The sequence below is a fragment of the Pseudomonas fluorescens NCIMB 11764 genome (assembly GCF_000293885.2).
GTDB classification, from domain to species: Bacteria; Pseudomonadota; Gammaproteobacteria; order Pseudomonadales; family Pseudomonadaceae; genus Aquipseudomonas; species Aquipseudomonas fluorescens_B.
Genome location: NZ_CP010945.1, coordinates 3367938 through 3381362 on the forward strand (window position 1 = coordinate 3367938; position 13425 = coordinate 3381362).

Consider the following 13425-nt stretch of genomic DNA (forward strand, 5'->3'; position numbering starts at 1 on the left):
TGACCTCTCCGGTCGCCTCACGATTCACCGGGTTTCAAGCGGCGTTGATTCCATGACGAGAATAATTGAGCCGTATCCTCTGGAAGTCGATGACTGCGGGCACCCAGCTTGCCTCTCACCGCTTTCCCCCCCAGTCTGATTCCGGCTCAAGACACGAGCGGCTTGCCCATGACTGCCGCGACCCGGATTCGAACCGGCCGCAGTACTTTTCCCGACCTATACTGCTCGCCAGCAAGCAAAGACTTGCCCATCCAGACAACAAACACCGTGCCCCGAGGTTTTCATGCATCCCGCCATTCTCAACCTGAATCAGGTAGAACTTGAACCGCTGCCCGAAGCTCTTGCGCCGACCGGTGAAACGGCCGGGCGCTATCGGCAGCGGATGGCCCGCGTCGGTCAGCAACTGGGTGCGCAAAAGCTTGGCTATCGCTTGTACGTGCTGGAACCGGGGATGCGTGGCAGTCCGTTCCACAGTCATCGGGTCAATGAGGAAATGTTTTATGTGGTGGCCGGGGAAGGGGAGATCCGTCTCGGGGCCGAGCGTTTTCCCATCCGTGCGGGTGACGTGATCGCCTGCCCGCCGGGCGGTCCGGAAGCGGCACACCAGATCATCAATACCAGCACCGGCGAGCTGCGCTACCTGGCGGTCAGCACCCAGCAATCGCCGGAAATCTGCGAGTACCCTGATTCTGGCAAATACGCGGTGATGGACGACTTCAAGGTCGATGCCGAGGGCAATGCGTCGGGCTTCGTCGCCATTGCCCGGCCGTCTGACGGCGTGGATTACTGGGACGGCGAGTAGGTACGCCACTCGCCAAATGTGCCGTCGGTTTATTCGAGCCGTGCCAGCCGCTCTTCCAGCGCCGCAATGCGCGCCTCCAGCTCTTCGATCCGATCCACGGAAACACCGCTGCCGGCCCCACGCTCGACCGGATTTTGCCGCGCCGCGAGGATCGCTTCGATATCCGCCGGATCACCCAGCGCATGCATGTAGCGATCCTCCCGCTGCCCCGCCTGCCGCGGAATCAGCAACGCCAGACCGCGAGCAATCAACCGTTCAAGTTGATGCACGACCTGTTCGGCATCTTCGAACTCATGCATGCGGCCGCTGCGGGTCAGCAGTTCGTTGACCGTCTGCGGACCTCGCAGAAACAGCAGTCCCGTCAGAATCACCTGTGCCGGCACCAGCTCCAGGGCCTTGTCGACCTTGTGTTCCCAGCGGTCGGCCCGGCTGCCCATCACCAGTCTGGTAAACCCGCGACCTTCGAGGGCGCGCAGGCTCTGGCCGACCTGGCCCTGGGTGAGGTTCATCACCGGTTCGCGGCTGGTTTTCTGGTTGCAGGCAATCACCAGGGCATTGAGGGTCAGCGGATAGGTTTCCGGGCTGGTGGCCTGTTTCTCGATCAACGAACCGAGAATGCGGATTTCCGTGCTGTTCAGGCGTGGTTCGTCGAAAGTCGTTTCTTGCTCAGTGCTCATGATGCTGCGTCCTTACCCCGGTTCATAGTCTTCTCCTGCTGGCATGCACTTTAGATTGGCGCGCGCCAATGGCAAATGAATTCGTCGCGCCACCCGACAATGGTCATAAAAGCTACATCAATCCATAACGCTATTTTTACATTCCGGCGGGCACCGTATGCAGGGCCGCGAAATGACGGCTGCGCCTGACAGGCGCGGCGTCAGAACGTATCGACGACGTCACTGGCCTTACTGACTGCAACCTGGAGCAAGGCATGACGCTGACATTGGGAACGACCCGTAATAATGCGCTGATCAGCGCGTGCCTGCCATGACCGTGCTGGTCACCGGCGCCGCCGGTTTCATCGGTTTTCATACGGTCAAGCGCTTGTGTGAGCAAGGTCTTGAAGTGGTCGGCATCGATAATCTCAACGACTACTACAGCGTGGAACTCAAACACGCCCGGCTCAAGGAGCTGCGTGCCTTGTCGGGCTTTCAGTTCCAGACGCTGGATATCGTCGACAAGCCCGCGCTATTGGCATTGTTCCAGAAGCACGACTTCACAGAAGTGATCCACCTGGCCGCCCAGGCCGGCGTTCGCTATTCGCTGGACAACCCGGACGTGTATGCGCAATCGAACCTGACGGGGTTTCTGAATGTGCTGGAAGCCTGCCGACACCATCGCCCCGAGCATCTGATCTATGCCTCGAGCAGCTCGGTGTACGGCACCAACAGCAAAATGCCGTTCTGCGTCGAAGATGCCGTCGATCATCCGGTTTCGCTGTACGCCGCGACCAAGCGCGCCAATGAGCTGATGGCCCACAGCTACTGCCATCTGTATGGAATCAAGGCCAGCGGCCTGCGCTTCTTTACCGTATACGGACCTTGGGGTCGCCCTGACATGGCGCTGTTCAAGTTCACCGAAGCGATCCTCAACGACAGGCCGATCGAACTCTACAACCAGGGCTTGATGTCGCGGGATTTCACCTACATCGATGACATCGTCGAAAGCATCGCGCGCCTGCGTCCACGTCCGCCGTTGCCGGAGTCGGCTGGCGAGGGCATCAACCGGATTTTCAATATCGGACGCGGCATGCCTGTGGCACTGCTGGATTTCGTCGATTGTCTGGAGTCGGCCCTGGACCGGCAAGCCCGGCGCAATTTGCTGCCGATGCAGGCGGGCGATGTGCTCAAGACCTGGGCAGACGTGTCGGCATTGGCGCAATGGGTCGATTTTCTTCCGCAGGTGTCGGTCGAGACCGGCGTTGCGCAATTCGTGAAGTGGTATCGCCACTTTTATCAGATTTGAAACATTGGCCCTCGATCATGAAAAATCCAGGGAAACAGGGGCCTCTATGAGCCAAGACCTATTTGTATCGGTGCTGATTCCGGCCAAGAACGAAGCGAGCAATCTCACCACGCTGCTGGAAGAAATCCGCATCGCACTGGCGGATGAAGCGTACGAAGTCATCGTTGTCGACGATGGCAGCACTGACGCCACCTTGCAGGCATTGCGCAACACCCGGCACAGCGGCCTGAGCACGTTGCGCATTCTGCGGCATGAGCATTCGCTGGGGCAGAGCACTTCGCTCTACCATGCCGCGCTCGCCGCCCGGGGCCAATGGCTGGCCACCCTCGATGGTGACGGTCAAAACGACCCGGCGGACATCCCCGGCATGTTGGCACTGGTGCGCAGTGAGCGCGCAGGCGTCGACCTGCAATTGGTGGCCGGGCATCGGGTCAACCGCCGCGACACCGCGAGCAAGCGCTGGGCTTCGCGGTTTGCCAACGGCATACGCCGGCGCATGCTCAAGGACCAGACGCCGGACACTGGTTGCGGGCTGAAACTGATCCAGCGCGCGGCGTTTCTGCGTTTGCCGTATTTCGACCATATGCACCGCTACATTCCTGCGCTGATCCAGCGTCACAACGGCCGCATGATCACCCACCCGGTCAACCACCGATCGCGCACGGCCGGGGTTTCCAAGTACGGCAACATTGACCGTGCGCTGGTGGGTGTTCTCGACCTGATCGGTGTCTGGTGGCTGATCCGGCGCACGCGTCTGAATACCCAAGCGCAGGAGATCGACGGATGAACCTGTCCCGCGAAACCCTGTGGCTGGTGGTCGGTTTCAGTGGCCAGATCGCCTTCACCGGTCGCTTCGTCCTGCAGTGGCTGTACAGCGAATACAAAAAACGCAGCGTGATCCCGGTGAGCTTCTGGTACCTGAGCATCATCGGCAGCACGCTGTTGTTCGCCTACGCGATTTACCGGCAGGACCCGGTGTTCATCGCCGGCCAGGCGTTCGGCTCCATCGTTTACTTGCGCAACCTGCAATTGATTGCCCGCAGCAAAACCGTGAAGGACTGACCCATGCGCCGAACCCTGTCACCCGGCGTCGAATGCCTGGGCCTGATGCTGCTTGCTCTGTTGTTGGTTGGCGCGGGACTGGGATTGCGCCAGCCGCAGAATGTCGATGAAGAACGCTTCCTCGGTGTGGCGCTGGAGATGCTGCACAACGGTTCGTGGTTGATTCCCCATCGCGCCGCGGAGATTTACGGCGATAAACCCCCAATATTCATGTGGACCGTGGCGTTTTTCACCTGGATCACCGGGATGCCCGCCATTGCCCTGTATATTCCGGGGCTGCTGTCCGCTACTTCGGTCACGGCCATGCTCTACGACCTGGGCCGCCGACTCTGGAACCGGCGAGCCGGTCGAACGGCGGCGCTGTTGTACCTGGCGACCTATCAGACGTACAGCATTCTGCGCACCGGCCAGATCGACAGTTTTCTGATTCTGTTCACCTCGCTGGGCCTGTATGGCCTGGCCCGTCACCTGCTGCTCGGGCCTGCCTGGCGCTGGTTTTACGCCGGATGCGCCGCCATGGGGATCGGCGTGATCACTAAAGGGGTCGGCTTCGTGCCGGCCTTGATGCTGATTCCGTATGCCTACGCGGTGCGCAAAGGCTGGCCCGGTGTGGTGGCGATGCCGGGCAAGGCGCGCAAATGGTGTATGGGTGTTGTGGTGGTGCTGGGCGCGGTTGCCATCTGGCTGCTGCCCTTGGCGCTGTCCATCGCGCTCAATGGCGGCGCTGACGAGATCGCCTATGCGCGGGAAATCCTGCTGCGCCAGACGGCGGGGCGCTATGCCGCAGCCTGGGACCATCGCGAGCCGTTCTGGTATTTCTTCATCAGCGTTATTCCGCAATATTGGCTGCCGTTGGTGCTCGCGTTGCCATGGCTGATTCCCGCCTGGGGCCGGCAATTGCGCAAGCGCGACGGTCGAGTGCTGGTGCTGCTGGGGTGGGTGCTGCTGGTCGTGCTTTTTTTCTGCCTGAGCAGCGGCAAGCGCAAGTTGTACATCTACCCGGCATTACCGGGGCTGGTGCTGATTGCCGCGCCGCTGATGCCGTGGCTGTTCAAGCGCTGGTTCCGTCGACGCCTGCTCGGCTGGCGGATCTTTCAGGGGGTGGCCGTGACCTGGTTTGCGCTGTGGTTCGCCCGCGGTTTCATCGAGCCGGTCAAGGACGGTGCCAATCCCCACGAGGCGTTGATGGCGCAGGCGGCGGCCATGACCCAGGGCGCCGACCTGGTGTTGGTCAATTGGCGTGAGGGTCATTGGTTGTTCGCAAGGCAGCCGATCGTGCATTTCGGAATGGCGGGTTCAACGGTCGAGCAGGCGGCGCGGTGGCTGCGCGAACATCCGCAGGCGTACGCGTTGGTCCCGGATGATCAGCTCGCCCAGTGTTTCAATTCTCAGGCCGCCCGCGAGCTGGGTGAAACCTCCCGGGCGCAGTGGTCGATCGTCGGTGCCGACGCCGATAACGGCAATTGTCATCCTGGCCCGCCCGGCCATATCTATCGCTTCACCTGGGACCGTGCATCGCTATAATCGACCCCACGTTTTACATCTGTCACCACACGAGACTGTCATGACCATTTCCCTGTATGACGCTTCCGTTCCGGTTTTCAAACAAATGCTCACTGCCCTGAGCGATGTTCTGAACAAGGCCGAAGCCCACGCTACCGCCAAGAACATTGACCCAAATGCTTTCCTGCAAGCCCGTCTGTTCCCTGACATGTTCCCGCTGGTGCGTCAGGTGCAGATCGCGGTGGATTTCGCCAAGGGTGTTTCTTCGCGTCTGGCCGAGATCGAAGTGCCGAAGTACGACGACACTGAAACCACCTTTGCCGAGTTGCAAGCGCTGCTGGCCAAGGTTCTGGGTTACATCGGTGAGATCAAGCCTGAGCAGATCAACGGCAAGGAAGGCATCGAGATCGTTACTCGTCCAGGCACGCCGAAAGAGAAGCGCTTCAGCGGCCAGGCTTACTTGCTGAGCTACGGCTTGCCGCAGTTCTTCTTCCACGTCACCACCGCTTATGCACTGCTGCGCCACAACGGCGTGGAAGTGGGCAAGCGCGATTACATGGGCGCGTTCTAAACCGCCCGGGTACAAAAAAGCCCCCGCAGCCTCAGGTTGCGGGGGCTTTTTCATGTGTAGGCATTAGCGCATCACGCCAACTGCTGAACCTTCTCCTTCTCCTTCTCCCCCAAACAAGCCGCCGCCGTAAACAGCACATCAGTAGACGAATTCAACGCAGTCTCCGCCGAGTCCTGCAACACCCCGATAATGAAACCGACCGCCACCACCTGCATGGCGATTTCACTGGGAATACCAAACAGGCTGCACGCCAATGGAATCAGCAACAGCGAGCCCCCCGCCACACCCGACGCACCGCAGGCACAAATCGCCGAAACGACGCTCAACAGAATGGCAGTCGGAATATCCACAGCGATACCCAGCGTATGCACAGCCGCCAGCGTCAACACGGTGATGGTGATCGCAGCACCCGCCATGTTGATGGTGGCGCCCAGCGGAATGGAAACCGAATAAGTGTCCTCGTGCAGCCCCAGACGCTTGCTCAGTTCCAGGTTGACCGGAATGTTCGCCGCCGAGCTGCGGGTAAAAAACGCCGTGATGCCGCTTTCACGCAGGCACATGAGCACCAGTGGATACGGGTTGCGACGCAGCTTCCAGAACACGATTACCGGGTTCATCACCAGCGCCACAAACAGCATGCAGCCCAGCAACACCGCCAGCAGATGCGCGTAGCCGACCAAGGCACCAAAACCGGAAGTGGCAAGCGTCGATGCCACCAGGCCGAAAATCCCCAGCGGCGCGAAACGAATTACCAGACGCACGATCAGGGTCACGCCGTTAGACAAATCGCCGAGCACTTCACGGGTGGTGTCGCCGGCATGGCGAATGGCAATGCCCATGCCAATGGCCCACGCCAGAATGCCGATGAAATTGGCATTCATCAGCGCGCTGACCGGGTTGTCCACCACGCTCAGCAACAGACTTTTCAGCACTTCACTGATACCGCCCGGCGCCGTCACCGCGACGTCGTGAGTGGCCAGCACCAGGCTCGACGGGAACATCATACTGGCCACGACCGCGACCACTGCGGCGGCAAACGTGCCGAGCAGGTACAGAAACAGAATCGGCCGGATGTGGGTTTCCTGGCCGTGCTTGTGGTTGGCGATCGACGCCATGACCAGCACGAACACCAGAATCGGCGCGACGGCTTTCAGCGCCGAGACGAACACTTTGCCGATAAACGCGGTGGACTTCGCCACCTCGGGCGCAACCAGCGCCAGGGCAATCCCGGCGAGCAGGCCGATGATGATTTGCGAAACCAGGCTCAAGCGTTTCAAGCGTTGCAGTAACGAAGGGGATGAAGCGGTCATAACGGCATCTCTGATTTTATTAGGTGCGGGGTTGTCGCGACATCGGGGCCATTAAATGGGCGATGATCAGGGTGTACGAATCGCAGGGCGCGGACTTTATCACAGCGTCGTCGTCATCCTTCAGACCTGTGACGAACTGCCGCCCGCCGGTTAAACGCGAATTGCAGGTTCGTGCAACCCCCTTCGGAAACACTCTGTTAACATTGCGCATCCTCATTTTCATCTCTGCCAGTGGGCCTTCGGGCTATCGCTGGTGTCGCCGTTTTCTGGAGTTCTGCATGCTGTTGCCCATCCTTCTGTTGTCCGCTGCCGGTTTTACGGTGCTGACCACGGAATTCGTCATCGTCGGCCTGTTGCCGGCGATTGCCCGAGACCTCGAAGTCACCATCCCGCAAGCGGGTTTGCTGGTGACCTTGTTCGCCTTCACCGTCGCCGCATTCGGGCCATTCCTGACTGCGTACTTCGCCCGATTCGAACGGCGCAAGCTGTTCATCTCGGTGTTGATCATGTTCGGCCTGGCCAACACCCTCGCAGCATTTGCGCCGAACATTTGGGTGATGGCCGTTGCGCGGTTGATCCCCGCGCTCGGGCTGCCGGTGTTCTGGGCGCTGGCCAGTGAGACAGCGGTGGACATCGTCGGGCCGGATTACGCAGGACGCGCCATCGCCAAGATCGGTTTTGGCATCGTCTGCGCCACGGTGTTTGGGATTCCGGTCGGCACGCTGATTTCCGATGCATTCGGTTGGCGCAGTGCCTTCGGCATTCTGGCGGTCATCGCGTTTGCCAAGGCGTTGTTGCTGTTTATCTACTTGCCGAAAACCAGCCTGCACCAGCATCAGGTGAGTTTCCGTTCACAGTTCAAGATCCTGCGCAGTCCGCTGATGATTGGGCACGTGTTGCTGTCGATCCTGGTGTTCAGCGGCATGTTCACCGCTTACACCTACCTGGCTGACATCCTTGAGCGGTTGGCCGGTTTCAACGGCACGGTGGTGGGCTGGTGCCTGATGGGCTTCGGCGCAGTCGGCTTGATCGGCAACTCGTTGGGCGGTCGTGCGGTGGATCGTCATCCGCTGATCGCTTCCGTGACGTTCTGCGCCTTCATGATTGCCGGCATGGTGGCGCTGGTGCCGAACATACATTCGCCACTGGGGCTGGCGGCCGCGATGGGGATCTGGGGCGTGACGCAGGCTGCGTTGTTCCTGGTCAGTCATGTGCGTTTGATGAAGGCAGCGCCCGAGGCGCCGGCCTTTGCCGCGTCGCTGAACATTGCCGGGGCCAACCTCGGGATCGGTTTGGGTGCGATGGTCGGCGGGCGCGTGATCGACAGCGTTGGCTTGGGCGGGCTTGGCTTTGCGGCGGCGGCTTTCATCCTGGCTTCGATTCTGCTGGCCATGGCGCTGATGACCTTCAAGCCCCGCGAAATCTGCGCCTGACACCTTACATCGCGGTGAACAGTTCGCGCCGGGCACCTTCGGTAATCGCAACGATGCCGGGGTGCTTGACCTTGCGTTCCACCGAAATGGCGTAGAACGATTCGGTCACGGCGTCGGTCTGGCCAATCAGTTCCACGCTGCATTGGCGTTTCACTTCATCGGCAATCACGCTCGGGCCGATGAAAATCCCGCTGCCGGATTGGCCAAACGCCTGCATCAGGGCGCTGTCATCGAACTCGCCGACGATGCGCGGCTGGATCTGTTGCTCGGCAAACCAGCGCTGCAAGCGACTGCGCACCACGGTTTCCGGTCCCGGGATCAGCAGTGGCGCGCCGTGCAGGCTGCGGGGGAAATCCTGGCCGTACTGTGCCGCCAGTTCAGGGGTGGCGAAGAAGCTGATCCCGCATTCCCCGAGTTTCTGGCTGTAGCCCTTGATGTCCAGGTGCGACGGCATCGGGCTGTCGGAGATCACCAGGTCGAGGCGCTGAATCGCCAGGTCGGCGAGCAAGCGTTCGAGTTTGTCCTCGCGACAGGTGATACGCAGCGGCTCGCTCAACTCCATGGTTGGTGCAATCAGGCGATAAACGATGGATTTGGGCACAACGTCGGCCACTCCGACCCGAAACAGAATCTGCTGCTCGTTGGGTTGCGCCCGCAACATCAACTCCAGTTCGCCGCCGAGCTGAAACATCTGTTCGGCGTAGGGCAGGGCCTGACGCCCGGCTTCGGTGAGCTCCAACTGTCGGCCAACCCGGCGAAACAATTCGATGCCATACGTTTGTTCGAGCAAGGATATCTGCCCGCTGATGGTCTGCGGCGTCAGGTTCAGTTGCTCGCAGGCACGGACGATGCTGCCGGTCTTGGCCACCACCCAGAAATAATGCAGTTGTCGATAGTTGAGCATGGCGACCTACAGTTCGTTAAAACCGAAGTATAACCGCCAAAAATACGAATTTTCCTGAAGTGTTTGCCTCCCTAGAATACCTCGCTATCAACGGGCCATCGTTTCGGCCTGTTCGGTTCTATCGAGGAAAGCATCATGAAGCTTAAAACCACGGCACTGCTGATCGCGTCTTTACTGGTATTGGCCGGTTGCGACCAGGCTGAAAAAAGCGCTCAGCAACTGATGGGCAAGGCTGCCGAATCCGCCAAGCAGGCGATTGACGACACCCACAAGGCCGCCGAGCAAGCGATCAGCGATGCCACCGGCGGGCTGATCAGCAAGAAAGAACCATCGGGCGACGACAAAGAGAAATCCGAATCTTCGTCCCAGGAAATCTAAACCGTCTTAAACGAGTCAGGACTGACCCATGGAATACCTTTTAGAACTTGCTGCAAGCCCCACCGCCTGGGTTGCCCTGGCTACGTTGGTGGTGATGGAAATCGTGCTCGGCATCGACAACCTGATCTTCATCTCGATCCTGACCAATAAACTGCCGGAGCAGCATCGGCAGAAAGCGCGGCGCATTGGTATCGGCATGGCGCTGATCCTGCGACTGGCACTGCTGAGCACCATCGCGTTCATCGTCCAGTTGACTGAGCCTGTGATCGAGATCCTCGGCCACGCGTTCTCCTGGAAAGACATGATCCTGATCGCCGGTGGCCTGTTCCTGTTGTGGAAAGCGACCACCGAAATCCACCACAGCATGGACCCTGCGCCGGATGATCCGAAGTCGGCCACCTCGACCGTGACCCTGGGCTTTGCCGCAGCGATCGGTCAGATCCTGATGCTGGACATGGTGTTCTCCATCGACAGCATCATTACCGCTGTCGGCATGACCGAGCATTTGCCGATCATGATCATCGCGGTGGTGGTGTCGGTGCTGGTGATGTTGCTCGCGGCGGACCCGTTGGCCAAGTTCATCAACGACAACCCGACGGTGGTGATGCTGGCGCTGGGCTTCCTGATCATGATCGGCATGACGTTGATCGCCGAAGGCTTCGGCGCCCACGTACCGAAAGGCTATGTCTACGCGGCCATGGCGTTCTCGGCCACGATCGAGGGCTTGAACATGATGTCCCGGCGGGCCAAGCAGAAGCGCATCGCCGCTGAAGCGTAACCTGCGATAAACAAAAGGCCGCCTGCGCTCGCAAGAGCTCAGGCGGCCTTTTTTGTTCGGGCCGTTTGAATGCGCGGGTCAATGTGCCGTCGCGTGGCGGGGAGCCGGTTTATCGGTCTTCGCTACCTGAAGGGGGTGGGCAGGGTGATGGTGCCGGCGCGTAATTCGCAGGACGCCCCACAACATGGCGGCGGCAACGGCCAGCCAGCCGGAAATCAACATGATTATGGTCATTGTCAGGCTCATCGGTGCCTCCTCTTTGCCCTGCTGCGGGCACACACTCTCTGCAAGTGACAGTCTAGTCGCTGCCATGTTTCAGGCTATTGACCAAAGGTCGCCTTCATCAACCAGTTCGCTCTATCGAATGCACTGAACTGCCGGTTAAGGCTATACCGCTGCTGCGTGGCGTCCTATGATCGACGGCCAGGCCGGGAGCAGAATGACGGCGATTGAACAACGGAGTGATGAGGGTGCGGGTAATGTCGCGAATTCGAATGGCAGCACTGATTGCCGGTTGTGTTGCGGGTCTGGCCGGCTGCGCGGGAAGCGTTGCGCCTGAGGTCAAGCGGCTGCCGGAACGGGTTGAGCTCAGCGGCACGTTCTACCGCGGGCAAGATTATCAAAGCGGACCGCAGGTCCTGGCGAGCATGCTGTCGCAACAGGGCATTGTGATTACACCGGGTTTGCTCGAAAAACCCCTGCACGTACCGGGCGCCGAAGCGCAATTGCAACAGAACATGCAAAACCTCGCCCGCGAGTACGGCATGGTCGTTTATCCCCTCGACAGCCATTTGCCTGCGCTGCTGACCCAGGTCGCGGCAGGCTATCCGGTGATGGTGCGTTTCACCGAGGGCTCGGCCTTTTGGGCGGAACCGCGTTACGCGATTCTCGCCGGGTACAACCGTCAGAAGCGGACCGTCCTGCTGCGCGCCGGGATGAATCGTCGGGAATTGATGAGCTTCGGTTCGTTTGAGTCGGCTTTCAAGGACGCCGGCGGTTGGGCGGTGCTGATCCAGAAACCGAACCAGATTCCGGCCAATGTCGATCAGCAACGCTGGTTGAAAGCGGCGAGTGACCTGGCTCAGGCCGGTCAGGAGCAAGCGGCGGCTCGTGCGAAGAAGGCACTGGGCGCTCAGTAGCTTTCCGTTCGTCATCTGCATTGCACTGCTGCGCGCGGTTGGCCTCTGAGGAATAAGGGCCCGGATTTTTCCGGGCCAGTTCCAAGGAGGCATTCATGACAAATCCCACTGCACCCACCGGCCCGCATTCGTCTGAGCATTCATCAGGCGACGAGTTGGGTTTTGACCCTGATTCGCCGGACCTCGCCGATCCGCAGGTCGATCCTGTCGGCCCGGCCAAGGCGCCCAAGGATGTAAAGCCTGGCGAGGATACCAAGGCCCCCGCGAAACCTTACGACCCGCTGGCAAATCTGAAACCCTGACGTTCAGTGCGAGGTGTATATGTCGACCGATTCGAGTTTTGACGACAAGCGTCCGGACAGTGTTCCCACCACCCCCGAAGACGACATTGATCCGGTGATGGACCCTGACAGCCCGATGCGCGACCCATTGGCCAGGCCTGTGGTGGTGCCGACCGAACATCCGCAGGGCAGAAGGGATCCGAGTGCCGGCGATGGCATTCCGGATGACGACCAGATGCCGCTGCCGAATGATTAACGCGGACGAAAAAAAGCCCCGACTGATCGGGGCTTTTGCTGTCAGCGTCGTTACTTCGAGGCTTCAACCACACCGCTCTGACGGTGCTTGAGGTTCTTTTCCGATTTGTATTGCAGGGCCACGGAAGGAACGTCGGCGCCCTTGCCGGTCTCGACCCAGTTGCGAATGCGACTGGCATCGGCAAAGTGCGTGTACTTGCCGAAGGCGTCGAGAATCACCAGCGCCACCGGACGATTGCCCATGCTGGTCACCAGCACGAGACAATGGCCGGCCTCGTTGGTGAAGCCGGTTTTCGTCAGCTTGATGTCCCAGTTCGGCTTGCCGACCAAATGGTCGGTATTGCGGAAGCCCAGGCTGTAGTTGGGTTTGCGGAACGAGACGGTTTTTTCCTTGGTGGTGCTCAACTCGGTCAATAACGGGTACTTGTGCGCGGCGATCAGCAATTTGCTCAGGTCGCGGGCGGTAGAGACGTTACGAGGGGAGAGGCCGGTTGGTTCGACGAAGTGGGTGCTGGTCATGCCCAACGCCTTGGCCTTGGCGTTCATCGCGGCAATGAATGCGACATAGCCGCCCGGATAGTGGTGGGCCAGGCTTGCGGCGGCGCGGTTTTCCGAGGACATCAGGGCGATCAGCAGCATTTCCCGGCGCGGCAATTCGCTTTTGAGTTTCACCCTGGAAAATACGCCTTTCATTTCTGGCGTATCGCTGATGTTGATATTGATGTACTCGTCCATGTTCTGCCTGGCTTCGACCACCACGAGACCGGTCATCAATTTGCTGACGGAGGCGATAGGGACAACCACATCGGGGTTGCTGGCATAGATGACTTTGTTGGTCTGCATATCCAGCAGCAACGAGCTGCCGGAAGCCAGCTTGAGTTGTTTCGTATCTCGAGGTGCCGCGGTGGTATCGGCAGCATTGACCGTTGGCGTGATGAACGTCCCTGTAATTGCAAAAAATAGGCTCAGGATGGAAAGACGGATTTTCACGCTGGCAGACTCATAAGGTGTGGATTTGCCGTTCTGTAACGGGCTGTTTCTTGA

Annotated in this window: 16 protein-coding genes and 1 pseudogene; 12 read left to right on the forward strand and 5 right to left on the reverse strand. The window is 59.8% G+C overall.

Annotated features, from left to right (window positions below; genetic code table 11):
- Nucleotides 1-283: 283 nt before the first annotated feature.
- Complete coding sequence (locus B723_RS15445; RefSeq protein WP_017337566.1) at nt 284-802, forward strand: cupin domain-containing protein; 519 nt, start codon at nt 284-286, stop codon at nt 800-802.
- 29 nt (nt 803-831) lie between these two features.
- On the opposite strand, the gene B723_RS15450 is transcribed toward B723_RS15445, so the two are convergent.
- Nucleotides 832-1479, reverse strand: coding sequence for a YceH family protein (locus B723_RS15450; RefSeq protein ID WP_017337567.1), 648 nt, complete (start codon nt 1477-1479; stop codon nt 832-834).
- 310 nt (nt 1480-1789) lie between these two features.
- Between B723_RS15450 and B723_RS15455 the strand changes: the two genes are divergently transcribed.
- The 5 genes from B723_RS15455 to B723_RS15475 are packed head-to-tail and all read left to right on the forward strand — an operon-like array spanning nt 1790 to nt 5903.
- Nucleotides 1790-2767 carry an NAD-dependent epimerase gene (locus B723_RS15455; RefSeq protein ID WP_017337568.1) on the forward strand — a complete coding sequence of 326 codons (978 nt, stop codon included), beginning with the start codon at nt 1790-1792 and terminating at the stop codon, nt 2765-2767.
- Nucleotides 2768-2813: 46 nt separating this feature from the next.
- A complete protein-coding gene (locus tag B723_RS15460; RefSeq protein ID WP_017337569.1) occupies nt 2814-3554 on the forward strand; it encodes a glycosyltransferase family 2 protein in 741 nt (246 codons plus the stop codon).
- Nucleotides 3551-3829 carry a lipid-A-disaccharide synthase N-terminal domain-containing protein gene (locus B723_RS15465; protein ID WP_017337570.1) on the forward strand — a complete coding sequence of 93 codons (279 nt, stop codon included), beginning with the start codon at nt 3551-3553 and terminating at the stop codon, nt 3827-3829. Before B723_RS15460 ends, B723_RS15465 begins: the two co-directional genes overlap by 4 nt.
- A gap of 3 nt (nt 3830-3832) precedes the next feature.
- A complete protein-coding gene (locus tag B723_RS15470) occupies nt 3833-5353 on the forward strand; it encodes an ArnT family glycosyltransferase (RefSeq protein ID WP_017337571.1) in 1521 nt (506 codons plus the stop codon).
- 40 nt (nt 5354-5393) lie between these two features.
- The gene (locus B723_RS15475) at nt 5394-5903 is read left to right on the forward strand and encodes a DUF1993 domain-containing protein (RefSeq protein ID WP_017337572.1); all 510 of its coding nucleotides are present in this window, start codon (nt 5394-5396) and stop codon (nt 5901-5903) included.
- A 71-nt stretch (nt 5904-5974) separates the two neighbouring features.
- On the opposite strand, the gene sstT is transcribed toward B723_RS15475, so the two are convergent.
- Nucleotides 5975-7213 carry a serine/threonine transporter SstT gene (gene sstT / locus B723_RS15480; protein WP_017337573.1) on the reverse strand — a complete coding sequence of 413 codons (1239 nt, stop codon included), beginning with the start codon at nt 7211-7213 and terminating at the stop codon, nt 5975-5977.
- A 278-nt stretch (nt 7214-7491) separates the two neighbouring features.
- Between sstT and B723_RS15485 the strand changes: the two genes are divergently transcribed.
- Nucleotides 7492-8646, forward strand: a complete 1155-nt coding sequence (locus B723_RS15485) for an MFS transporter (protein WP_017337574.1) — start codon at nt 7492-7494, stop codon at nt 8644-8646.
- A 4-nt stretch (nt 8647-8650) separates the two neighbouring features.
- On the opposite strand, the gene nhaR is transcribed toward B723_RS15485, so the two are convergent.
- A complete protein-coding gene (nhaR, locus tag B723_RS15490; protein ID WP_017337575.1) occupies nt 8651-9550 on the reverse strand; it encodes a transcriptional activator NhaR in 900 nt (299 codons plus the stop codon).
- 135 nt (nt 9551-9685) lie between these two features.
- Between nhaR and B723_RS15495 the strand changes: the two genes are divergently transcribed.
- The gene (locus B723_RS15495) at nt 9686-9928 is read left to right on the forward strand and encodes a hypothetical protein (protein ID WP_017337576.1); all 243 of its coding nucleotides are present in this window, start codon (nt 9686-9688) and stop codon (nt 9926-9928) included.
- Between the two features lie 28 nt (nt 9929-9956).
- Complete coding sequence (locus B723_RS15500) at nt 9957-10706, forward strand: TerC family protein (RefSeq protein ID WP_017337577.1); 750 nt, start codon at nt 9957-9959, stop codon at nt 10704-10706.
- Between the two features lie 78 nt (nt 10707-10784).
- Here B723_RS15500 and B723_RS33460 read toward each other — a convergent pair whose 3' ends face one another.
- The gene (locus tag B723_RS33460; protein ID WP_017337578.1) at nt 10785-10952 is read right to left on the reverse strand and encodes a hypothetical protein; all 168 of its coding nucleotides are present in this window, start codon (nt 10950-10952) and stop codon (nt 10785-10787) included.
- A 166-nt stretch (nt 10953-11118) separates the two neighbouring features.
- Between B723_RS33460 and B723_RS15505 the strand changes: the two are divergent.
- The 3 genes and pseudogenes from B723_RS15505 to B723_RS15515 all read left to right on the forward strand — a co-directional run bounded on the left by B723_RS15505 (nt 11119) and on the right by B723_RS15515 (nt 12382).
- A pseudogene (locus tag B723_RS15505) lies at nt 11119-11845 on the forward strand (peptidase C39 family protein).
- Nucleotides 11846-11940: 95 nt separating this feature from the next.
- Nucleotides 11941-12147 (forward strand): DUF6021 family protein, encoded by a 207-nt coding sequence (locus tag B723_RS15510; protein WP_017337580.1) that lies wholly within the window; start codon nt 11941-11943, stop codon nt 12145-12147.
- A gap of 19 nt (nt 12148-12166) precedes the next feature.
- On the forward strand, nt 12167-12382 hold the full coding sequence (locus tag B723_RS15515) for a hypothetical protein (protein ID WP_017337581.1): 216 nt from the start codon (nt 12167-12169) through the stop codon (nt 12380-12382).
- A 50-nt stretch (nt 12383-12432) separates the two neighbouring features.
- Here B723_RS15515 and pbpG read toward each other — a convergent pair whose 3' ends face one another.
- Nucleotides 12433-13371 (reverse strand): D-alanyl-D-alanine endopeptidase, encoded by a 939-nt coding sequence (gene pbpG, locus B723_RS15520; protein ID WP_017337582.1) that lies wholly within the window; start codon nt 13369-13371, stop codon nt 12433-12435.
- Nucleotides 13372-13425: the final 54 nt, after the last annotated feature.

Bases quoted from the DNA above. Each gene is read 5' to 3' on its own strand.
- B723_RS15445 (WP_017337566.1), top strand. From the start codon at position 284: ATGCATCCCGCCATTCTCAACCTGAATCAGGTAGAACTTGAACCGCTG.
- nhaR (WP_017337575.1), bottom strand. From the start codon at position 9,550: ATGCTCAACTATCGACAACTGCATTATTTCTGGGTGGTGGCCAAGACC.
- B723_RS15510 (WP_017337580.1), top strand. From the start codon at position 11,941: ATGACAAATCCCACTGCACCCACCGGCCCGCATTCGTCTGAGCATTCA.
- B723_RS15470 (WP_017337571.1), top strand. From the start codon at position 3,833: ATGCGCCGAACCCTGTCACCCGGCGTCGAATGCCTGGGCCTGATGCTG.
- B723_RS15475 (WP_017337572.1), top strand. From the start codon at position 5,394: ATGACCATTTCCCTGTATGACGCTTCCGTTCCGGTTTTCAAACAAATG.
- B723_RS15515 (WP_017337581.1), top strand. From the start codon at position 12,167: ATGTCGACCGATTCGAGTTTTGACGACAAGCGTCCGGACAGTGTTCCC.
- B723_RS33460 (WP_017337578.1), bottom strand. From the start codon at position 10,952: ATGAGCCTGACAATGACCATAATCATGTTGATTTCCGGCTGGCTGGCC.
- B723_RS15485 (WP_017337574.1), top strand. From the start codon at position 7,492: ATGCTGTTGCCCATCCTTCTGTTGTCCGCTGCCGGTTTTACGGTGCTG.
- sstT (WP_017337573.1), bottom strand. From the start codon at position 7,213: ATGACCGCTTCATCCCCTTCGTTACTGCAACGCTTGAAACGCTTGAGC.
- B723_RS15450 (WP_017337567.1), bottom strand. From the start codon at position 1,479: ATGAGCACTGAGCAAGAAACGACTTTCGACGAACCACGCCTGAACAGC.
- B723_RS15500 (WP_017337577.1), top strand. From the start codon at position 9,957: ATGGAATACCTTTTAGAACTTGCTGCAAGCCCCACCGCCTGGGTTGCC.
- B723_RS15455 (WP_017337568.1), top strand. From the start codon at position 1,790: ATGACCGTGCTGGTCACCGGCGCCGCCGGTTTCATCGGTTTTCATACG.
- B723_RS15460 (WP_017337569.1), top strand. From the start codon at position 2,814: ATGAGCCAAGACCTATTTGTATCGGTGCTGATTCCGGCCAAGAACGAA.
- B723_RS15495 (WP_017337576.1), top strand. From the start codon at position 9,686: ATGAAGCTTAAAACCACGGCACTGCTGATCGCGTCTTTACTGGTATTG.
- B723_RS15465 (WP_017337570.1), top strand. From the start codon at position 3,551: ATGAACCTGTCCCGCGAAACCCTGTGGCTGGTGGTCGGTTTCAGTGGC.